A 22,783-nucleotide genomic window follows, 5' to 3' on the forward strand; every position below is an offset into this window, starting at 1 on the left:
CCACGTGCTTTTGGAGGACTCAGGACTCTATTATTCGAAGGTACCTTTTTGCAAAATTTCTTTATTTTTAATTAATGTTTTTCCTCGGGAGATAACTGTATCGATTTCTAAAGTATCTTCATCGAGTAGTATTAAGTCACCATCTTTACCTTTTGTTAGTTCTCCTTTGTTGTTTAGTCCGTATGCAGAAGCTGGATTTTTTGTGATGACCCTGAGAGCATTTTCTAAGGGTACATTTTCCTCAGTGACAGCTTCTTTAACTTCTCTATATAGTGATTCTACACCTCCGACTTTTAAGCCTAAATAATCTCCAGACTCACTAAAATTCGGAAGACTACCTTGACCGTCAGAAGAAAACGTTACGTTGTCTGGCGTTATCCCATTATCATCAAAATATTTTAGCGCTCGGGAACACTTGATTTCACCGTCTTCTATGAATTTCTGTACTGTACTAGTCGTTAAGTCTAAAAAGACTCCTTTTTGGGTTAATTCTAATCCTTCATTGAATAAGCCTTGGGTTCGATTGCCATGAGTCACAACAAAGTGAGAACCGGGAAGCTCAGTTTCTTCAATTATTCTGTCAATATCTTGGAACATTTTAACTCCATCGCCCATGTGTACGTTTATGATACCTTTTTTACCGGATAACATAGCTGCTACTCTGGTTTCTGCAACCAATTTTTTCAATTCGGATATTGTTGGTTCGAAGGATCTATGATCTGATAAAGCTATTTCTCCTACACCAAGAACTTCTGGAACTAAAACAATATCCTTTTGTACTTCACCGGTTAAGGTTGTTACAGGCACTTTATATGATCCGGACAAGATATATGTAGAAATTCCTTCTTCTCTTAGTCCACGTGCTTTTGCTAGGAGGTCTTTCATTTCTCGGGTGATACCGTCAGTACCGAGACATCCAATAACAGTGGTAATTCCAGAAGTTATAATATTAGAAAGTTCAATTTCAGGGGTTCGGGTGGCGAAGCCACCTTCGCCACCACCACCAATGAGATGGACATGACCATCTATAAAACCTGGCACAACAAATTTGCCGCGAGCATCAATTTCTTCTACAATTCCATCTTGTGAGGAAGGAGATTGTAAGTTGATATTGTCATCGATGTAAGCAATTTTTTCACCTGTTAACAGGACATCTTTTTTACCTTGATACTCAGGTGTGTAAAGCTGTCCTCCGCGTATTAAAGTAACCATCAATTAACCCCTTTCAATTAGTTCTTATAAATTTAGAGTTTTGATATTCACAAACTAATTTCGTTTATTTGGTTTTATAATCAATTAAATGCATTTATTAGAGAGTGGACGTTTTATTGCAGACCAATCATTACAGCTGTAATGATTGCTAAGGAAGCCATGACAAATAGGATAATTTGGAACTTAAATATAAATTTAAGCCATTTACTCCAATCCAATCCAGCTACTCCCAATACACCCATAAGAGAGGCCGATGTTGGAACGATCATGTTTGTAAATCCATCTCCCATTTGATATGCCAAAACGGCTACCTGCCTGGCAACACCTGCAAGATCAGCTAGAGGAGCCATTAATGGCATGACCAGGGCAGCTTGGCCTGAACCGGAGACTACGAAGAAATTGAAAATTGACTGGAATAAATACATAAACCATGCTGAAATCGCTGCTGGAAAACTTCCAATGGCACCACCAACCCAGTTAAGTACAGTGTTTAGTACTGTTCCGTTTTCGGGATCAGTACCACCTAAAACCAAGATAATACCCTGAGCCATACCTACAACTAAGGCTGCTCCTACGAGATCTTTTGCACCATCTTTAAAAGAACCTGCAATATCATTTATTGTCATATCATTTAACTTAAAGATGACTCCAATAATCCCTGAAATTATCCCCATAGTGAAAAATTGTGTTGCAATTTCCGGAATATAGTAAGCGTGGTTTACAACACCCCAAATAATCCATACTATTCCTAAACCAATAGTAGTAAGTACTAAAGCATGTCCTAAACTAAATCCTTCACTGATTTTTTCTTGACTTTGTCCTTCTTTGATGGAATCACTGTGATGTATCCGATCACTCTCATAAGCAATAGATTTGGCTGGGTCTTCTTTAATTTTTCTAGCATAGGAATAAGTATAAGCTATCCCTACAGCTGTGAAAATAGTCCACAATACCATGCGAAATCCGGCTCCTGAATAAACAGGAACATCTGCCACACCTTGTGCGATTGCCACGCCAAAAGGATTCATCCATGATGTAGCAAAACCAATTTGAGTGGCTACATAGGTGATACATATTCCTACAATTGAGTCATATCCCATGGCTATAACTATTGGAATGACTATCATGGCGAAGGCCATAGCTTCTTCACTCATGCCAAAGATGGCTCCACCAAGGGAAAACATAAAAAACAATACAGGTATTAATAAAACTTCTCTACCCTTGGTTTTTTCAATCATACTAAGAATTCCTGCATTAACAGCCCCAGTTTTTAAAATAATTCCAAAAGAACCACCAATTACTAGAATAAAGGCGACAACACCAACTGCTGCACCCCACTTGTCACCAGCTACCATACCTTCAAACATATAATTTAAAAATCCAACACCACCAAATGGTTCAAACAATGAGATACCTTCTCTAACTTTTTCGCCATCATCGTCTGTAACATAACTAAAAGATTCGGGATCAATGACTGTTCTGGTATCGTCTAGCTCTTCGACGGTAACCTCTTCAGTTTCAAAAGAACCGATAGGAACGATAAAGGTGAGTAAAGCAGCTGCCAATACCACAAAGAAAATAATTACATAGGTATCGGGAGCCTGAAACTTTGGTTTTGACATTACAATACCTCCTAGATAATTGTGATTTTGATTGAATACTCATTGCATGTTTTATGCCAATGATAAAATTTAATAGTATAATGGGCTTAACTGCTACAAGATAGGGATTTTTCAAAATAATTTTTCATTGCTCTTGACCAAAGTAACTCTAAAAATGGTCACCTGGTTAACCAGGTGACCAAATCTTGTTAACTAATTTCGTTATCACGCAATAAATTTTTTCCTTTATCTGTTAAATTACATCCACGACCTTTATGTTTCTTCACATAACCTTCCTTGGCTAGATTATTCAACCTGGTTCTGACTTGAGCTTCAGTTAAATTTTCTTGGTTCTTCTGGCTTAGTTCGGATATTTTCTTTCTACCAGCAACTTTATCGCTCTGAGTTAAATTTTCAATGGCAGCTAAAATAAATTTATCTGTTTGTGAAAGAGGAGATATAGCGTTATTTCCTGAAGATGATTCAACACTTGAATGGGTCTTTTGGTCAGAGGTATTACAGCTTAAGTTATCTACATTATTTTCAACTGATTTTACGTGGTTGTGACGGTATTCAAAATAGTCTTTGTGTGGAATATCTTCAATAGTTAGGTAGTCATTTTGTCTAACTGCCAGCATATAACTGACTACATTTTTTAATTCTCTAATATTACCCGGCCAATCATAGTTTTTTAGAATATTCAGGACTTCATCATCAAATTTTATATCAGCAGCTGTTTCGATTTTAATTAAATAGTCTAACAGCTTTGGAATATCTTCTTTTCTGTCACGAAGAGCAGGTATTTTTATATATCCCATCTTTAAGCGATAGTATAGATCTTGTCTAAAGTTGCCTTGAGCTATTAATTGTTTTAAGTTTTTATTAGTTGCTGCTACTACTCTTACATTTACCGGTCGTATTTTGGTGGCTCCAATTCTCATGACTTCTTTTTCCTGCAGAACTCTCAATAGGCGAGCTTGTACTTTTAGTGAACTGTCTCCAATCTCATCTAAAAAGATAGTTCCTCCATCTGCCTGTTCAAATAAACCAGGTTTACCACCTTTGGAAGCTCCTGTAAAAGCTCCTTCTTCATAGCCAAAGAGTTCACTTTCAATTAAATTATCAGGTAAGGCACTAAAATTAACTGCTAAAAAAGGAGCATCTTTTCTGTGGGAGGAATTGTGAATAGCATTTGCATATAGCTCTTTACCAGTCCCACTTTCTCCTTCTAACAGGATAGTGAGTTCTGTTTTGGAAAGCTTATGAGCAATATTTTTCGTATAAGTCACAATCGAACTTTTACCAACAATATTGTCAAAAGTGTGTTTGGCAAAATGACCCTTTTCAATATTTTTAGCTTCACGATATTCCGTTGAATTTTTTTGGCTTCGAAACCTTCCAACTAGATAATTATTGTCCATCAATTTAATTTTGGAAACTAAAAGTTTGTCTTTATCCAAATCTATGGATAGTTCTTGTTCTGTATCGTAATTCATGAGAAATTCTTTTAACGGCTTTTGATAGATTACGTCACTTATTTTGCGACCACGTAAATTTGCTTCTGGTATTTCCATCATTCTGCGAAAATTCTCATTATATACGCTAATTCTGCCTTGGGTGTCAAAAACAACTAAACCATCTTGTAGGCCATCAATGACAGTATTTAAATGTTGATTTAATTCGGAAATACAATTTGCGGAATGAGATAGTCTTTTAGCCATTGTAATAATTTTTTGAAGGTAATTGTTTGAGAATTGTCTTCCACGACTTTCCAACTGACCAATTGATTTGAGTACTTTCATGATAGTAGTAAAATCTAGAAGTCTAGGGCCAATATCGTAGATTTTGTTAATATGCTTTGGCACTCTGTCCTTTTCACCGGGGGTGATGGCAATGTTTATATCCTTTAGTTTAGAATCGCAAAACTCAATACCAGGGTAATATGGATGAAACTCTAGGTGGTCAATACCGATTTCTTGTAGAGCTTCAATTCCCTCTAAAGCAGATTCTTTAGCATCATTTACAAATAAAACTTTTGTTCTCGATGGCAGCAATACTATTCGATCAATAAATTCGTAGTTGATAGTTCTATCAGCGATAATTACTTCAGAAGACTTTGGAATATTTAATCCCCATATTTCCTCTAGTTCTTGTTTAACTATTGGACTGGAAAATATGACCACATTTCCAAAGTAGGGGGGACCCTTAATTTCATCTAAAGCATATGAATACAAATTAATATCTTTACTTTCACAGGTATATTCTTGTAGTTGAGATAACAATGTTTCCAGGGTCTTGCTAGAACCTGTAATTAAAGAAATCTCATGCATGATTATTACAACCTCCTCTTGCTGCCGATTTCTCCTTTGATAAATTGTGACATTTTCTCGAATGATATATTTCTTACTATCCAGACTTTATCCCTGCTTTTAGCAAGAAATACTCGTATAGAATTTTTTCCTTCCTTAAAAGGAATTTCATAACTTGTATCTAAATACATTATCTGTATTTTAATAATTGAGAAGGCAATGTAGACTAGATATTATTAAATATTATTTAATTAGGAGTGATAATGTGACTAAGTTATACCTTACCAGACATGGTGAAACCGAATGGAATTTGCAGAAGAAAATGCAGGGATGGCACAATTCACCATTAACACAATTAGGTGAGAAACAAGCCAAATGGCTTGGTGACAGGCTTGCAGAAGTGGAGTTGGAAACTATATACACGAGTACTAGTGGTAGAACACAAAGAACTGCCGAACTTATTCGAGGTAACAGAAATATTGACTTGATTCCAAAGGATAATTTGAGAGAAATCAACCTGGGAGATTGGGAAGGTGAATTTGTCGAAAATATAAAGAAACAGGAAAATGAGGCCTTTAGAAAATTTTGGGAAGAACCACATAATTATCGAAAAGAAACTGGGGAAACTTTTTATCAATTAAAAGATCGAGTAGTCCCCTTAATAAAACAGATAATTTCAGATCACAATCCTAATAGCAATATTTTAGTAGTGACTCATGCTGCAGTTTTAAAAGTTTTGATGGCTCACTTTGAAAATAGACCTATAGAAAAACTGTGGGATCCTCCTTTCATGTATCAAACTTGTTTAAATTTAGTAGAAATAAATGAAAATGGGTACAAGGTCCTTTTACACGGTGATACATCTCATTATCAGGAATGAGAGTATATTTAATAATATATAGGAATGATGTCTGATATGTTCCCCTTGAGGTAGACAGATTATGAAGATTATGGAAAGATCCTGTTTAACCTTAAGGGGACTTTTTTTATGAACAGAAGTGTCGATATTAAGACTAGTACTTTTTTATGACAAAATAAGACAGAAGTCACAAAGGAATGAAGAAATTATTTCAAGAAATTTTAAATTAATACGAATTTACAATACAATTTAAATTGATTTTCGAAAGTATTCGATCATTTTCCTGATAAGGAGGTGGAATCCTATTTAGACCTCTGGGCAGAGTGAAGAAAGGGTTTGATATGTTAGTTAAAGGGGAGGTTTTACATGTTGAATAATATGGGAATTAAGCCGAAGTTAATGTTGTTTATAGTGCTCATAATTGTGATCGCCACTGCTTGTTTTTGGGTTTTAAATAATTATACAGTAAACAATATAGTTGATGAAAGGGCAGCAAACCAACTGGATTCAGAACATAGCATGAGTATGAGACTAATAGATGAACATTCTACTGGGGCTTGGACGCTAATGGAAAGGGAAGATCGGACCTATATGTATAAAGGCGGTACTCCCGTCCACACACTTGATGATGTACTTGATGAATTTCATGAAAAGACTGGTTCCGCTTTTGCAGTTTTCAGACGTGATACCATAGAAGCTACTACTATAGAGGGAGATGATGGTGAAAGAATCATAGGGGCTCAGGCTGAGGAAAGAATTGCTGAAACAGTATTAGAAGAAGGGGAAAACTATTCCGGAGAAGTTGAAATTGCAGGAACTTCTTATGAGGCTCGATATGCTCCCCTTGAGGATGAAGATGGTAATATAGTCGGTATGTGGTTAGTAGGAACACCTGTAGAAGAAATAAATCAAATGGTTAGTCAAGCAGGTCTGAATTTTCTCATGTTTTCTGGATTAATAATTATTATTTCCTTAATTATTACTCACTTTATAACAAATAATTTTACCAAACCTATTAAAAATTTAACATCAAATATAAGTAAATTAGCTGATTATGACTTTACTTTTGATGAGGATAGTGTTACAAATAACTATCTAAACAGAAAAGATGAGATAGGTATCATTACTAATGCTTTGACTAATATGCAAACAAATATTATTTCGTTAATAAAAAATATCAATGAAAAGTCGGAACAAGTTGCTTCATCAGCTGAAGAAATGAGTGCCAACAGTGAAGAAAACACCAATGCTGCCAATGAAGTGTCCCGAGCTGTAGAAGATATAGCAAGCGGTGCAACAAATCAAGCTGAAAAAACTGAGCAAACTTCAGAAAACATTAATAAGCTGGGAGAAATTATTGAAAATGACCAAAAACAGGTTATGGAGTTAAGTGATGTTACTGAAGATGTTGATAAATTACGTGAAGAAGGAAGTACTACAGTTTCTGATTTAGCAGATAAAGCAGTAGAGAGTAATCAAGCAGCTGAAGAGATATTTAATACTGTTAAGGAAACAAAAAACAGTGCTAAAGAGATTGAACAGGCCAGTAGTACAATTCAGGACATTGCAGAACAGACTAATTTACTAGCTCTAAATGCAAGTATTGAAGCGGCTAGAGCTGGAGAGTCAGGCTCAGGATTTGCCGTTGTAGCCGATGAAATACGCCAGTTAGCCGAACGATCTAATGAACACTCAGAGGAAATTTCCAAAATAGTACGCGATCTAAATAAAAAGTCCGATAATGCAGTGAGTACAATGGAGACTCTTGAAGAGGTTGTGAAAGCACAAACTGAAGGTGTTGAAAATACTAAAGAAAAGTTCCAAGGAATTTCTCAAGGGATACAGAAGATTAAAGAAAATGTAGAATCGCTACGAGAATCCAGTGAAGAAATGAGAGCTAAAAAGGAAGAAATTACAACTGCTTTACAAGAGTTGTCTGCCATAGCTGAAGAGAATTCATCAAGCACTCAGGAAATTTCATCATCAGTAGAAGAACAAACTGCTTCTATGGATGAAATAGCTAAAGCCAGTGATAGTTTGGCACAGTTAGCTGAGGAAATGCAGCAACAGGTATCTAAATTTAAATATTAATGTTAACCTTTAAATTATTGATTCTTTGATGATTCTCTAATATAGTAGAAATCCGTAGATGATCCCTGCACTTTAATTTTAGAGTGCAGGGATTTTTATTACTAAATAGTAGAAATTAAAGGAGATTGAACCATAGCAGACGAATATAAAAGCAATTAGGAAGTAGTTGAAGGGGGAAGAAAAAATGCTTGGTTTAACCATTCTAATAGGTTTTGCTTTTTTAGGCGAATTAATGTCTATCTATTTAAATTTACCGCTCCCCGGTAATGTAATCGGACTGATCTTATTTATAGTTTCACTATTTTCGGGGATTATTAAATTAGACTGGGTAGAAACTATTTCTTCAGTGATAGTCAAACACCTAGCACTGTTCTTTATACCAGTCGTAGTTGCAATCATCTCATTGTTCCCTCTTTTAAGAGAGAACTTATTGGTGATTATTATAAGTCTTACTGTAAGTACAATTCTTGTTTTATTAGCTACTGGTATTACTGTCAAACTTGCCATATCTAGTAAATTAAGCAAAAAAGGAGAGAACTGATATGGAATTTCTAAATCAGCCAATTTTTGGTGTAGGGATGACAATCATCCCGTATATGATTTTTGTGTTATTGAAACAAAGAGTTCCAATGGTAAATCCTTTTATTTTTACTACTACATTGATTATATTACTTTTATTAACCTTGGATATACCATATGATGCTTACGAAGAAGGTGGGCGCATCATTGAGTTTATGCTAGCTCCCGCTACTATTGCCCTGGGTGTACCAATCTACAAAGAAGCTCAAAGAATTAAGGATAATTTAGTTCCTATTTTGTTAGGAAATACTGTAGGAAGTTTAGTGGGGCTTGTTAGTGCTGGGTTATTGGTCTTTATTTTAAGTGGAAATCAGGGATTGATGTTTTCTATGATGCCTAAATCGGCTACTACCCCAATATCAGTAGAAATAGTTGCTAATTTGGGTGGGATGCCATCTTTAGGAGCTACATTTACTGTACTGACAGGTGTTTTTGGAAGCTTATTTGGTCCTGAGCTACTGAAAAAATGTGGGATCAGTGAAAATGAGTCTATTGGGGCTGCTATGGGGACATCTTCCCATGGAATTGGAACGGCTAGAGTCGTGGCACAATCAGAAATTCAAGGGAGTATTAGTGCGTTTTCAATGGGTATGACAGGGATTATTACATCTATAATGGCCATCCCTTTATATTTGGTCTTCTAATTATTAGTCTTTCAAGTATGAAAGACTATTTTTTTACCATTTTTTAATATAAGCATTTATAAAATTTTAGCGGAAAAAAGTATGGTTTTATAGTATAATAAATATCATGATGATGGTAAATTAATTGTTTGTTAACTAATTCTTTCAGGGAGGTTAGCTTTGTGAAAACAAAAAGTACTTGGTTGGTTGTTGGGATGGCTTTATTATTAACTCTAGCAATAACTGGAATTGGTGTAGCTAGCAATAATGAAAATCAAGAAGAAGATCAAAGCATTGGTTTAAAGATTGATGGTCAAGTAGTGGAAGTGGAAATGTACACAGAAGATGGAACTGCCTACGTGGATTCACAGTTCATGACAGATGAGGATGGGGAAGACTCCGAGAATGTTTACGTACCTGTTAGAAAGCTGTTTGAAGAGCTTGGTGCCAAAGTAGATTGGGATAGTGAAAGCCGAACAATTATTATCGAATTGCCTGAAGATCAGGATTTTGGTAGCAACAATAATCATGATGACATGAAAGCAAAGGACATTGCTCTAAAAGCTGAAGAATTTATGATTGAGCAAAACAGTTATCGGATGCAAGGTGAAGGAATAATTAGTGTAGATTTTTCCATATCTGATATGCCAGAAATCGCATCGGCTGAAACTCTTCCAAAACTTCAATATCCTATAACCATGGAAGCCGGCTATAGTTATGACCCATTTATTATGCATATTACACAAAAACTAGAACTTCCTGGAGTTGGTTCGGAATTTGAAGGGGAGATTGAATCAGATCTTGAAGATGGGCTTGAAGAGATTGAAAATATCGATGAAATTGATGAGATCGACATGGGAGTAAGAGGTCAAGAAGAAATGTTAATAACTGAAGACGGAGTATTTCAAAGAATTAATGAGGATATTTGGGTGGTTAATGATTTCGATGAGCAAGGAATAGCAGATACTATGCAGTATTTAATCAACTTAGATCCATCAACTTCTCTTGAACTAGCTGAAGATTTAGGGATCTCATACCAATTGGAAGGTGTAGAAGAACTTGAAGGAGAAGATTATTACGTATTATATCTAGATATAAATCAAGATGCTTTTGGTGAGATGATTGAACAATACTTTATTAACTATGAAAATGATGAGGAAATGGAAGAACTAATTGACGAGATGATGGAAAACCTACAGCTTAACATGGAACAATACTGGTATATTCACCATGAAACTTTTGAAACTTCTCATGTTACAACAAATATGAACTACGGAATAGATTTTGTTGAGAAAATGGAAGAACAAGAAATGGAAATGTCTTTTGATACTACCATAGAAATGGAAATGTCATTTTACGATTACGGGGAAGAAATTGATTTTCCAGAAATAGAGGATCCAGTGGCATGGGACGATTATCTAGAGAAAATTTTGGAAGAGATAGAACAAATAGAACAGATACAAGAGTAGAAGTATATGTTGTTGTAGAGCTGTTGTAGAAAGGAACTACCATAGAATGATATTCGAAAGATTTTTCCACAAAGTTGCAGTTTTTCATGAGCTGCAACTTTTCTTATTGTAATAAGCTCACAATTAAACATCAGCTTCTGTAAACGACTCTTTACGAAATTTTAGAATTATTGTAAAATTCAGGCAAAACTGGAGGGATGAGGGTGTGTGAAATCATTAATGTGAAAGGCTTAACTACAGAGGATAGGAGTGGCCAATCATTAAATGATTTAAACTTTACTGTGAACCGAGGAGAAATTTTTGCTATCTTAGGTCATTATGGAGCCGGAAAAACAACTTTGTTAGACTGTATGACTAGAATAAATACTCCGAGTCAAGGTTCTATAATTTATAATATTAATAGTAACAAGGAAGATATCTATAAACATATAGGTGTGCAGATGCAAGCACAATATTTTGAACATCCATGGTTAACGGTAAAAGAAGTTTGTGAAATGTACAAAGAAATGTTCCAAAGTGATGTGGAGATAACGCAATTATTAGAAGAATTCAATTTACAGAAGCAAAGTAATACTTTTGTTGAGTATCTCTCAAATGATAATCAAAGAAAGCTCAATATTTTATTAACCCTTATTAAAGATCCAGAAATTATTTTTTTAGACGAACCGACAACAAATTTGAATCCAGTGCCAAGAAAAGAAGTTTTGGAAAACATAAAAAAGATACGGACTAATAGAAAAAAGACCATTGTTATGTGCACATACTTGATTAATGAAGTAGCTTATTTGGCCGATAGAACACTGGTTTTACACAAAGGAGAACAAGTGTGTTTAGATGAAGTATCTTCGATTTTAGAAGACTACTCACTAAAATGGCAGATCATTGAATTTCAGATTAAAGACCAAAAAGCGAGTTCACAGTTGATGAAATATCAGGTGACTCAATTGAGTGGTGATCGCTATAAATTGTTAACTTCCGACGCCCATAAGATGTTAACACAACTAAAGCAAGATGTAGATATAGTAGATGAAAAGATTAAAGATCCCACTTTAGAAGATATATTTAGTAAATTTGCCGGGTACAAAATAGATAGAGAGGGGAGGATTGTTAATGAATAACAAATTTGTACCCCTGCTTTCATACCAATTAAGATCTGATTTTAGAGATTATAGAAACTCAATTTTTATCATAGTGATCCCACTATTGCTAGTAACTTATTTAGTAATTACTGCCGAGGAAATGATGCAAGATGTCACTTCAATGCAATATATTGTTTTTGTAGTGGTTACTTCCATAATAATTAACTTTGGAGGCAATCTTGCAAGATATCAAGAGTTTAATTCTTTTGCAAAGTATAAATTATTAGGGGTTCAACCATTCACTTTAGGTTTTAGTTTGTTTCTTAATGCATTAATTTTTCAATTATTGAGTATTGCAATCATGATGGTTTATGTTGTAGCTATCTGGGGAGTGGAAATATCTTATGGAAGTATTCATAATATACTGATAACATTGGTATTAATCAACTTATTTCAAGTGGCCATTGCTTTTTTCATGACTAATATAGTTAATAATCAAAGAAATTATAATCGACTGGCTAAGATTATTTCTTGTTACCAAATAATTTTACTAATATTCTACGTAAATTTCCAAATAGGGCCAGTTAGTACCATGATTCTGGAGATAATCAACCCTGTAGTGAACAGTTACATGACAATATCGGTAACATGGGTAGAAGGGCTAAGTATTTTTGAAGTTCTCAGGGAAATTGTTATTATTTTAGCCCTAACTGCCATATTGTTGGGATTAAGTTCTAAATATTTTAAAGGTAAAGTAGGATTAAGAGTGCTAGTTCTAATTTTAAGTTTAGCAATAATTACCCCAGGTGTATCGGGCTATTTTCAGGAACCTGCTATAGCTACTAAATGGGAAGCTTCTTCACCAGAAGCAGAAGGATTTGATCCTCAGAAATTAGAAGAATTTATACAAAGCCTGGATCATTGGGGTAATGTTGACAGTCTGGTAATTATAAGAGAAGGGCAAGTAGTCGAAGAATACTACAGATATCCTCGCCTATTAGATAGTTATCCAATGTATTCTGTGACAAAACCAATTACAGGATTTTTAGTAGGAATTGCTATTGATGAAGGTTATATCGATAGTGTTGACGAGAAAATAGGGACATACTTTCCAGAGCTTGAAGAAAAAAATCCTGAGATGAGAGAGATAACAATCGAAAATTTATTGCAAATGACAAGTGGAGTAGAATGGAACGAGGAAAATGTACGCTATTATGTTAAGAATAAAGAAGGAGAATTTAGAAATGATTGGACTCGTGCAGAAGTTTCAGGGGATCCCCTGGGTTATTATTTTTCAAAATCTATGGATGAAAGCCCTGGAGAAGCATACTATTACAACTCCGCCGATAGTCATGTATTGTCACATATAATCGAAAAGGCTACAGGTATGAAGCCTTATGAGTTCGCTGATAAGTATCTGTTTGAACCACTTGATATTAATATGTCATATCTCAGCTGGATAGCTGATGACTATGGAGTTAACTTAGGTGGCAGTGGAATTAAAATGCACACAAAGGATATGGCCAAAATTGGAGATCTAGCTTTAAATGATGGATCCTATAATGGAAAAGATGTGGTACCAGAAGAATGGATTGAAAGAACATTTCAAGATGGATCCGAGGTTAGTGATGATGTTAAATATGGCTATCACTGGTATATATACGAAGATTATCCGGATATCGAGTATAAATTTTATGGTCATACCGGATCGTTTGGCCAAGGGCTTTTTGTAGTGCCAGAACTAGACTTAGTTTTAGCATACAATTCGGATTCTAATCTCCGTAGACCCGTGATTACTGAACTTTTAGAAACAGTTGAAAAAGAATGATATGAAAATGATGTGATCCGAATAAATTTGGTTTAATTTAAATTGTATAAACTGTATTAAAAAATTGAAATTGTTGAAACAGTTAAAGCAAAAAGGGACTGTCCCCAAACTAAATGATAATTTTGGGTTACAGTCCCTTTTTTCTTATATTAATAATTAAATTACTCTCCTACAATACTAGCTTCACTGAACAATACCATGGGAGAATAGCCCATGTAATAGAATATACTTCTCATGGCTTCATATTCTGTGCCGACAGCTTCTACTTTTTGAAAGAGATCATAAATATTACCAGCAATCATGCTACCTTTTACTTCTCCCACTAATTCACCGTTTTCAATCAGATAACCTGAGGAAATGTTCATAGAAAAGTCACCTTGATTTATATTACCAGTATGAGCTCCCATTACGCCTGTTATTAACAGGCCTCTATCTACATTCTTGATAAGCTCTGCATCTGATTTTGACTTACCTTCAACTACCAGGTTTGAGTCGAAAACTGAAGGTTTATCTTCAATTTCTTTAGAGAATAAGGTCCTTTTAAATGCATTACCTGTTGGCTTTAAGTCTAATTCTTTAGTTTGACTGAGACCTAGTAAGTAATTCTTCAGGACTCCCTTATCATATAAGATGGTATTTTGTGCTGGGGTCCCTTCATCGTCAAAGGGACAAGAATTACATCCGTAGGGCATTTTACCGTCATCTCTAATCGTGATGTTTTCTGAAAACAGCTGTTCACCTAGTTTGTCTTTTACTGGAGAAATCCCTTTATTTATATTTTCACCATTAACACCAGCTAAGACTCTCAACATTAAAGCACCCATGGTTTTGCCACTGAATATCACTGGCATTTGTTCGTTTTCTAATGAAACAGGGTGATCACCTAAACGGTGTCGCTTGATTAGATTCTGAATACTTTCATTGCTAACTTTAGGTAGCTTTGCACTGGAATACTCTTTGTTTGCGCCTGTAAAGCCTTTATCTGTTAGTGTGTTTAAACCTAATGAAAAATTAGTGTAATCATAGCTGTTATTGAAACCAGTACTGTTTAGTAAATGAATTTTCTTAAATGATTTTTGGAGCTTAACATCAAACTTAATATCTGGACCGGCCTCTTTTAATCGATTGTAATAATCAAAAGCAAGTTGGGATAATTCTTTACTGCTCATATTTTTAACTTCTTCAGAATATGTAGGGACTTCATGATAGTTTTCATTAGGAAAGGATACCGCCTCGGATTTTTGGTTTTCTAAAGCTATAACTGCTCGGTCGATGATACTATCATCCTCTAAAGATGTGGAAACTGCAGCTCCCATATTTCCATCTCTGATAATCCTCAAAGCTACTTCTGTTTTTTTCTCTGAATTTATTCCTTTCATTTCACCCATTTTAACTGAAGCAGAAGTATTAAAAACTTCTCTCATGTAAACTTCAGCTTCATCGGCAACTTTTAAGGCTTTATTTAACAAATTTTCCATGTTATTTTCCCCCTATGCCCATATTTTTAACTTTGATTGGGGCTGAACCCTTTCCGGATTGGATTAAAATTTGACCGGCTTTTCCGCAACCACCGGATTTAGAAAACTCAACTTTGTTACCAATCATTTCTATATTTTTCAAAGTGGTAAATAAATGGCCAGTTAGAGCAATATCTCTAACTAGTCCTTTGATCTCTCCATTTTCTATTTTATAACCACCCTGGACTGCGAAGGTAAAAGTTTCGCCACTGGTTTGACCACCGGCAGAACCAAAAAGATATAGGCCATTATCAATTGATTTGACCATTTCATCAAAAGAGTGTTTATCTTTATCTATATAAATATTACCCATACGGACAATTGGAGTAAAACCAAAGTTTTTTGCCCTGGCATGGCCGGTAAGTTCTTCTTCCATTAGATTTGCACTTTCTAAAGAATGAAGCCGCCCGCTTAACTTGCCATTTTTGATTAAGTAAGTCGGTTTGGCCTTGATCCCTTCGTGATCGTAAATATAGCTACCCGGATGTCCCTTTTTGGTTGGATCGTCAATAACATTGAACTCTTCTACTGCAAATTCAGAACCTAAAGTCATAGTTTCAGCTAGAGTTTTGTTGCCAATAAGATTATCCGCTTCACTTAAATGCCCAAAGGCTTCATGTATGAAAAGACCTCCCACATCACTGTCCAAGATAACATCATAATTACCTCCGGAAATTGGCTCGGCATCTAAGAGATCCACAGTCTGCTGGGCTTTGGCAGAAACAATATCTTCTTGCTCAAGGAGCCCTGAGTAGTCGTCACTACCGCCCAAGGAAAGTCGTGTAGTTTGAGTTAAGTTATCCTTTTTCGAAGTAATTTTAAATGAAATCCCACAGATCAGTTCTTCCTGACGGACTTCCGTTCCGCGATTATTCAAAATTAAAGTATCGGTAAACTGTTCAAAGTAGTTAGAATCAAGATCCACAATATTATCTTTTTCCATTATAATGTTTATGTATTTTTCTAATAAGGCTTTTTTGTCTTCAATAGAGACTTGACGGGGATCTATCTTGGGATTGATTTTTACATGGTCTTTGTTCACCTCAACATTCTTTAGTTCCGAGTTACCACTAATCAAATCACTAGCAGTTTTGGCTTCTTTGACGGCAAAATTGATATCCTTTGGATCTGTAAAAGAAAATGTACCAAAACCACCGCCGGATAATACCCGGACATTCCCTCCACTTTTCCTAATTTCTGAAACCTCATCAATCTCTTTGTTGGTTCCTTTGATAGAAGTTAAGGAAAAATCTTGATACCTGAGATCACAAAAGTCTTCTTGTAAAAGAGAATCCTTTAAAAATTTTAAATCCATACTCTTCCTCCTCGATATGTGATATTTCTGAAAATTCTACTTCATTGTATCACATTTTATTAAATTTTAAACCAGATTATAGTAGATGTAGGTAGAAACTGTTAGTCAAATTCCAGATAGGTATATAAATAGCCAAAAGGTGTGCAGATGTATATATTCCTGCTAGATATTTCAACGGTTTAATCACTCAAAGTGATTTTAGAGATTTGCTATTATTTCTTTTCATTGATACATTAGTAAACATATCTTTAAAACCATATAATCTAACAAAAACGGAAAGGAGATTCAGTTTTATGTGTAAAAAGTTACTTGTTACACTAACTATTCTTTTACTAACAGCAAGTTTTGCGGTTGGTTGTGATGGGGGTTCAGAAGAAGACGGAGATGCGTCAGTTCCTGAACGATTTGATAATGAAATTGTAGGTATAGACTCTGGTGCTGAGATTATGGGCACAGTAGAAAATGAAGTCATGGTGGAATACGGCCTGGATGAGTACGATCTTGTTGAATCTAGTGAAGCTGGTATGATTACTGAAATTGATTCTAGGGTAGATGACGAGGAATGGGTAGTGGGGATCGGTTGGACACCTCACTGGAAAATCCCAGAATATGATATGAAATTTTTAGAAGATCCTAAAGGTATATTTGGTGAAGCGGAAAATATCAAAGCATTAAGTAGAGCAGGTTTTACTGATGACATGCCTGAAGTTAGTCAAACTTTACAAAATTTTTATTTGACAGAAGATCAACTTGGTGAGTTGATGGCATTAGTAGAAGACACAGATAGTAACGAGAGGGAAGTTGTTAAAGAGTGGGCTGAAGACAATCAAGATGTAATTTCTGAATGGGTGCCAGAAGATCCCGATGGGGAAGGCGAGACAGTAGAGCTTTTATACAATAACTGGACTGATGCTATTGCTTCCACTAATCTAATAGCTTATGTCTTGGAAGAGGAAATGAATTATGAAGTAGAAATGGAAATGGTGGATGTGGCTTTTGTTTTTGAAGGCTTAGCTAGTGGAGACTACGATGCCATGGTTTGTGCCTGGTTACCATTAACTCAAGCAAATTATTGGGAAGAATACGGAGATGACTTGGAAGACTTGGGTCCTATCTTTGAAGGAGCAAAATTAGGGTTGGTAGTTCCCGATTATGTTGAAATAGACTCCATTGAAGAAATGGCTGAATAAATTTTATCAAGTTTTAGAGGTGCTATTAGGAAAATTTAATAGCCAAGTTAAGTATAATTTAGTTTTATTGTCACAGGATTAAAAGGGAACCTCCTGTCAAAATCGGGAGGTTCTTTCTTAATTAATATTTACAGTTAGACAATTGTTTCTGTTAGATAATTGTTTCTGATGCAATTGTTTCGGATTATTTATCCAATTGTTTATTAAGAAGAGTATTAATGAGTACAAAGGAGGTAAGTTATATGCCTAAAAAACCTGTATTAACCTGCGCAATCACAGGAGCTGGAGATACAATTAGTAAAAATAAACATGTTCCAGTGACTCCTAAAGAAATTGCTGATTCAGCTATCGCAGCAGCAAAAGCTGGTGCAACTGTTGCCCATATTCATGCCCGTGATCCTGAAACTGGTGGTGTGAGTCATAATGTGGAGTATTACCGTGAAACTGTTTCACGAATTAGGGAAGCGGAAACTGATGTTATCGTTAATATCACAGCTGGGGGTGGAGGAGATTTAATCTTAAATGCTGCTGATCCTACCAAGGCTGGACCTGGTTCTGATATTCAAACCCCTGAAGAACGCCATGAGCCTATTAAAGAACTGTTACCAGAGATGTGTAGCTTGGACTGTGGTAGTACCAATATGGGGGATATGATCTATGTAAATCCAGCTGAATGGGTACGTAAACAAGCCAAATTGATTCAAGAATCGGGGGTAAAACCAGAAATAGAGTGTTTTGACACAGGTCACATTCACTTGTCAAAACAAATAATTCAAGAAGGATTGGTGGATGGAACACCATTATATCAATTTTGTTTGGGAATTCCATGGGGCGCGGAAGCAGACATAGAGACTTTAGTAAGTATGAAGAATAAAATACCAGCAAACGCTGAATGGTCTGCCTTTGGTATCGGAAGGATGCAGTTCCCCATTGCCGCTCATTCAGCATTAATGGGTGGTAATATCCGTGTAGGTTTAGAAGATAATTTGTATTTAAAAAAAGGTGTACTTGCGACTAATGAACAACTGGTGGATAAAGCTATAGATTTACTGGGCCACTTCGGAATGGAACCCATGACACCAGCAGAAGCTAGAGAGCATTATAATTTACTGGATCCAAAATAAATTCAATAAAGAAAGCAGGTGATTACAAATGTCCGCAAATAAATTAGCAGTAGTTGGAACAGGAGTAATTGGTAACGGATGGATTGCTAGAGGATTAGCAAAAGGATATGATGTGATAGCTTATGATCCGGCTGAAGGGGCAAAAGAGCAAACTCATAAAGCTATCGAAAATGCCTGGCCTGCATTGGAAAAAATTGGACTAGCCCCAGGTGCATCAAAGGAGAGATTGAAATTTGTAGATGATTTGCCTTCTGCAGTGACAGGAGCGGATTTGATTCAGGAAAATGTTCCTGAGAGAGAGCAGCTTAAAAGACAAGTTTTAGCTGAAATAGATGAACATGCTCATTCAGAAGCTATTATAGCTTCTAGTACTTCTGGGATTATTCCTAGTACTTTGCAAAAAGATTGTCGGCATAATCCTGAACGTGTTATTGTAGCCCATCCTTTTAATCCCGTTCATTTATTGCCATTGGTTGAGCTAGTAGGTGGTGAGCAAACTAGTTCAGTCGTAATTAATCAAGCTTATGAATTTTATCAACGGTTGGAAATGCGTCCATTGGTAGTAAAACAAGAAATTGAAGGTCATATAGCTGACCGTCTGATGGAAGCATTATGGCGCGAAGCTCTTCATATCGTCAATGACGGTGTGGCTACAACTAAAGATGTAGATGATGCTGTAGTATACGGGCCCGGTTTGCGATGGGCATTGATGGGCACGTTTATGACATTTCACTTGGCAGGAGGAGAAGGTGGAATGAGACATATGTTGCATCAATTTGGACCTGCCTTAAAAAAACCTTGGACTAAACTTGAAGCTCCGGAATTGACAGATGAATTAGCTGATAGAGTTATCAACGGTTGTGAAAGTCAAGCTGGTGATACCTCTATTAAAGAATGGGAACGACAAAGGGATGAATTTTTAGTAAAACTTCTTGACCTGGTTAAAGAGTATTGGCCAGAGCAAGAGGACAAGCCCTTAGACGGTCAAAATGAGCCATACGACAGTAACTCTATGTCAGGTTAGGGGGAGTAAACATGCCAATTTCCAATTACGGTGAGTGTCCCATTGTAACTACTGAAGTTAAACCCAAGTGGGTGGATTACAATGGCCATATGAATGATGCCCCTTATGTAGAAGTTTTCACCCTAGCAGTTAACACAATGATTGCACAAGACTTGGGTCTAGACGAAAATGCCAGGGAAGAACTGGGCTATTCAATATATACCCTGGAAAACCATATTTGTTATCTGCGAGAAGCTCTTGAAGGTATGACTCTTTCGGTATATTATCAGGTATTGGATTGTGATGAAAAAAGGATGCATATGTTCTTCGAAATGGAAGATCAAGATGGAAATCTTTTGGCGACAAGTGAACAGATGCTTATGGGGATGGATATGGAGCAAGGACGACCAGCCCCTTTTCCAAAACCAGAGACGAGGGAAGGGAATGATAATAATTCAGTCAATGTGGCAGAAAATGTAAACAAGCTATACGCCAAAGATAAAGACAAGGAACTTCCAAAACAAGCTGGTCGCACAATTAAAATTACCAGGAAAAAATAATAAATAATATAAAATTAAGATTGAGGAGTGGATTGCGCTAGGCAAGGCAATTCACTCTTTTTTTTGGACAGTAATTCCAATTTTTGATACATTAATATTTAAAATTCATTTAAATATTAGATTTTATCCCCAATTCATCATCAATTGGGGGATTTTTATCTTTTAATCATAACAGGAATTATATAGAAATTTGTCGAATAAATTCCAAATCAGGGTCGATAGTTATTAAGTTCTATCTAACTGATATCTAACTGAAATTGTACTTGGTTTCGCACTATTATAGTTTCAATTTAACCACACCAATTAAGTTATTAAGTTTTCAGTCTAACTACATTAATTAGGTAAGGAGTGTATAAAAGATGAAACAGTTAAAATTAATTTTCACAATTGGATTGTCTTTACTATTGTTTACTACGGGAGTTTCAGCCACAGCTACGCAGGACCGGGTTGATGTAGAAATTGACGGAGAAATGGTAGTATTTGATGATGAAGTAGAAGCTTTAGTAGATGAACAGGGACGAACTATGGTTCCCGTTCGCTTTATTTCAGAAGAACTGGGTGCTAAAGTGGAATGGTATCCTGACCATGAAAGTGACGGTCTTGTGAAGATTGAGCATGCTAATCAAAAGATAGAGCTATTTATAGGTAACCAAGAATACCAGAACAATGGTATGAACGAACAAATGGATACTGCCCCGAGAATATTGGAAGGAAGAACAGTAGTCCCATTACGTTTCGTTTCAGAAGCTTTAGGTGCTGAAGTTAATTGGGATGGTGAAAAAAAATTGGTTTCTATAGTAACAGACGATGACTTAGGTGATGCTGCTGAGGGTTTAGAACAAGCCAAAGATGATAGAAATGATAAAGATGACAAAGAAGAACAAAAGGATAAAAAGGATGATAAAGATGATGAAGAAAAACAAAATCCTCAAATGAAATTAAGTATTAGCGAAGAAAAATTTAGGGCAGATGAGCCTGTAGAATTTGAATTAACTAATACTGGAAATACAGAGCTGCGCCCTATGCGAGTAGCCGATGTAGAATATTATGACGAATCGGAAGATGAATGGCAAGAGATATACTTTAGTATCAACTGGTTTCAAGAAGATGAAAAGCAGGAGCCTGGAGAAACTTGGACCTTTGAAACAGTTATGACAGAGAATTATCCCGGCTGGCCCAAAAGTGGTAAATACAGAGCAGAACAAGAATTTGAGTGTATGGATTCATGGCAAGAATTTACAGTAGATTTGGAATTTGAAACTATTGACCCTGTCGATGAATATCATCCAGACGAGTTACCTGATGAATTAACAGAGAATGAACTTAAGTTGGCAGAAAAAATAAATGAATACCGTGAATCTAAAGGATTGGAACCATTCAAGGTATCTAAATCACTAACTACAGTTGCTAGATACCACGTATATGATAGTAACCAAAATCAACCGGAAAACTGTAAAGATGAAGACGGTAATGAAGGAAATTTACATAGCTGGTCCGATGAAGGCCCCTGGGAAGAAGTTTGCTATACCCCCGATCATGAGCACGCAGAACTTATGTGGAGTAAGCCTTCAGAACTAACTGATTATAAAGGTAATGGTTATGAAATTTCGGCTATGCGTTCGGGTGGGGCCGAACCTGATAATGTTTTGGAAGGTTGGCAGAACTCGCCGCCTCATAAAGACGTCATAGTAGGCAAAGGTAGCTGGAAAGATTTAGAAGTTATGGGCATAGGTATAGCTGGCCAGTATTCTCATGTCTGGTTTGGAATGGAAGATGATCCTGCAGGATATTACTTAGAACCTTAGTCTTTTAGTTTTTTTTGAGTTTAATCAGTATTAGGTATTTTATATATAAAATACGCTCCCTTTAAGTAAAATATTTTCTTTTCGCCTTGTAGGTTCCAAAAGCTCTAAAACATAAGTTAGTTTCATATAATCATCCTGTCTCTTTTGATTATATTTGTCTATCAATATAGTGCCTAATAGTTTCTGAACTAACATTTCCTGCTGTTGCGACAAAATAAGATCTAGTCCAAACAGAGCCTTTAATGTTCAAATCGGGAAACTGTTTAGATATTCTTTTAGCGGTAGTTCCTTTAATGATATTCATTAATTTGCTAGGAGAATATTCAGGCAAAGCTGATACAAAAAGATGTATATGATCTGGCATTATTTCAAGAGCTAAAATGTCAAATTTGTGTTTTTCCGACAACTCTTTAACAGTATCATCTATTATTTCTTTGATCTCTGGACCATCTAAAATGCCTTTTCTGTACTTGGGTATCCAAACAAAATGATAATTTAAAAGAATTCGGCGCAAATCATTAATTCATCCTCGCCTGTTTACACAGGCGAGGATGAATTAATTGAATTCTGTAATGGCTAGCCCTGAGTCAAAGGATAACTGTTAATCAATAGATGGTTA

General features: G+C 35.8%; 18 protein-coding genes. 12 read left to right on the forward strand and 6 right to left on the reverse strand.

Translation table 11 applies throughout. From position 1 onward, the window contains the following. Positions 1-30: 30 nt before the first annotated feature. From iadA to NTHER_RS05140, 3 genes are all read right to left on the reverse strand, one after another. Complete coding sequence (iadA, locus tag NTHER_RS05130) at positions 31-1,212, reverse strand: beta-aspartyl-peptidase (RefSeq protein WP_012447465.1); 1,182 nt, start codon at positions 1,210-1,212, stop codon at positions 31-33. A gap of 113 nt (positions 1,213-1,325) precedes the next feature. Beyond that, complete coding sequence (gene yfcC / locus NTHER_RS05135) at positions 1,326-2,834, reverse strand: putative basic amino acid antiporter YfcC (protein ID WP_012447466.1); 1,509 nt, start codon at positions 2,832-2,834, stop codon at positions 1,326-1,328. Positions 2,835-3,022: 188 nt separating this feature from the next. Next, positions 3,023-5,143: a sigma 54-interacting transcriptional regulator gene (locus NTHER_RS05140; protein ID WP_012447467.1), complete on the reverse strand. Its 2,121-nt coding sequence runs from the start codon at positions 5,141-5,143 to the stop codon at positions 3,023-3,025. A 244-nt stretch (positions 5,144-5,387) separates the two neighbouring features. Here NTHER_RS05140 and NTHER_RS05145 point away from each other — a divergent pair, with 244 nt between their 5' ends. The 7 genes from NTHER_RS05145 to NTHER_RS05175 all read left to right on the forward strand — a co-directional run bounded on the left by NTHER_RS05145 (position 5,388) and on the right by NTHER_RS05175 (position 13,650). Continuing rightward, complete coding sequence (locus NTHER_RS05145; protein ID WP_012447468.1) at positions 5,388-6,002, forward strand: histidine phosphatase family protein; 615 nt, start codon at positions 5,388-5,390, stop codon at positions 6,000-6,002. Between the two features lie 345 nt (positions 6,003-6,347). Further along, entirely contained in the window at positions 6,348-8,072 is a 1,725-nt protein-coding gene (locus NTHER_RS05150; RefSeq protein WP_012447469.1) for a methyl-accepting chemotaxis protein, read from the forward strand. 184 nt (positions 8,073-8,256) lie between these two features. Beyond that, positions 8,257-8,613, forward strand: coding sequence for a CidA/LrgA family protein (locus NTHER_RS05155; RefSeq protein WP_012447470.1), 357 nt, complete (start codon positions 8,257-8,259; stop codon positions 8,611-8,613). Position 8,614: 1 nt separating this feature from the next. After that, positions 8,615-9,295 (forward strand): LrgB family protein, encoded by a 681-nt coding sequence (locus NTHER_RS05160; RefSeq protein WP_012447471.1) that lies wholly within the window; start codon positions 8,615-8,617, stop codon positions 9,293-9,295. A gap of 161 nt (positions 9,296-9,456) precedes the next feature. Then, the gene (locus NTHER_RS05165; RefSeq protein WP_012447472.1) at positions 9,457-10,743 is read left to right on the forward strand and encodes a stalk domain-containing protein; all 1,287 of its coding nucleotides are present in this window, start codon (positions 9,457-9,459) and stop codon (positions 10,741-10,743) included. Positions 10,744-10,946: 203 nt separating this feature from the next. Then, on the forward strand, positions 10,947-11,861 hold the full coding sequence (locus NTHER_RS05170) for an ATP-binding cassette domain-containing protein (protein WP_012447473.1): 915 nt from the start codon (positions 10,947-10,949) through the stop codon (positions 11,859-11,861). Next, positions 11,854-13,650 (forward strand): serine hydrolase domain-containing protein, encoded by a 1,797-nt coding sequence (locus tag NTHER_RS05175; RefSeq protein ID WP_012447474.1) that lies wholly within the window; start codon positions 11,854-11,856, stop codon positions 13,648-13,650. Before NTHER_RS05170 ends, NTHER_RS05175 begins: the two co-directional genes overlap by 8 nt. A 161-nt stretch (positions 13,651-13,811) precedes the next feature. Here NTHER_RS05175 and NTHER_RS05180 read toward each other — a convergent pair whose 3' ends face one another. After that, entirely contained in the window at positions 13,812-15,128 is a 1,317-nt protein-coding gene (locus tag NTHER_RS05180) for a TldD/PmbA family protein (RefSeq protein WP_012447475.1), read from the reverse strand. Position 15,129: 1 nt separating this feature from the next. Continuing rightward, complete coding sequence (locus NTHER_RS05185; protein ID WP_012447476.1) at positions 15,130-16,482, reverse strand: TldD/PmbA family protein; 1,353 nt, start codon at positions 16,480-16,482, stop codon at positions 15,130-15,132. A 293-nt stretch (positions 16,483-16,775) separates the two neighbouring features. Between NTHER_RS05185 and NTHER_RS05190 the strand changes: the two genes are divergently transcribed. From NTHER_RS05190 to NTHER_RS15155, 5 genes are all read left to right on the forward strand, one after another. Then, the gene (locus tag NTHER_RS05190; RefSeq protein ID WP_012447477.1) at positions 16,776-17,672 is read left to right on the forward strand and encodes a glycine betaine ABC transporter substrate-binding protein; all 897 of its coding nucleotides are present in this window, start codon (positions 16,776-16,778) and stop codon (positions 17,670-17,672) included. Positions 17,673-17,914: 242 nt separating this feature from the next. Continuing rightward, complete coding sequence (locus tag NTHER_RS05195; protein WP_012447478.1) at positions 17,915-18,796, forward strand: beta-keto acid cleavage family enzyme; 882 nt, start codon at positions 17,915-17,917, stop codon at positions 18,794-18,796. 28 nt (positions 18,797-18,824) lie between these two features. After that, positions 18,825-19,820: an L-carnitine dehydrogenase gene (locus NTHER_RS05200; protein WP_012447479.1), complete on the forward strand. Its 996-nt coding sequence runs from the start codon at positions 18,825-18,827 to the stop codon at positions 19,818-19,820. Positions 19,821-19,831: 11 nt separating this feature from the next. Further along, positions 19,832-20,359, forward strand: a complete 528-nt coding sequence (locus NTHER_RS05205) for a thioesterase family protein (protein WP_012447480.1) — start codon at positions 19,832-19,834, stop codon at positions 20,357-20,359. Between the two features lie 359 nt (positions 20,360-20,718). Beyond that, positions 20,719-22,164 carry a stalk domain-containing protein gene (locus NTHER_RS15155; protein ID WP_012447481.1) on the forward strand — a complete coding sequence of 482 codons (1,446 nt, stop codon included), beginning with the start codon at positions 20,719-20,721 and terminating at the stop codon, positions 22,162-22,164. A 148-nt stretch (positions 22,165-22,312) separates the two neighbouring features. On the opposite strand, the gene tnpA is transcribed toward NTHER_RS15155, so the two are convergent. Then, a complete protein-coding gene (gene tnpA / locus NTHER_RS05215; protein ID WP_012447482.1) occupies positions 22,313-22,678 on the reverse strand; it encodes an IS200/IS605 family transposase in 366 nt (121 codons plus the stop codon). Positions 22,679-22,783: the final 105 nt, after the last annotated feature.

The sequence above is a fragment of the Natranaerobius thermophilus JW/NM-WN-LF genome (assembly GCF_000020005.1).
Taxonomy (GTDB): domain Bacteria; phylum Bacillota; class Natranaerobiia; order Natranaerobiales; family Natranaerobiaceae; genus Natranaerobius; species Natranaerobius thermophilus.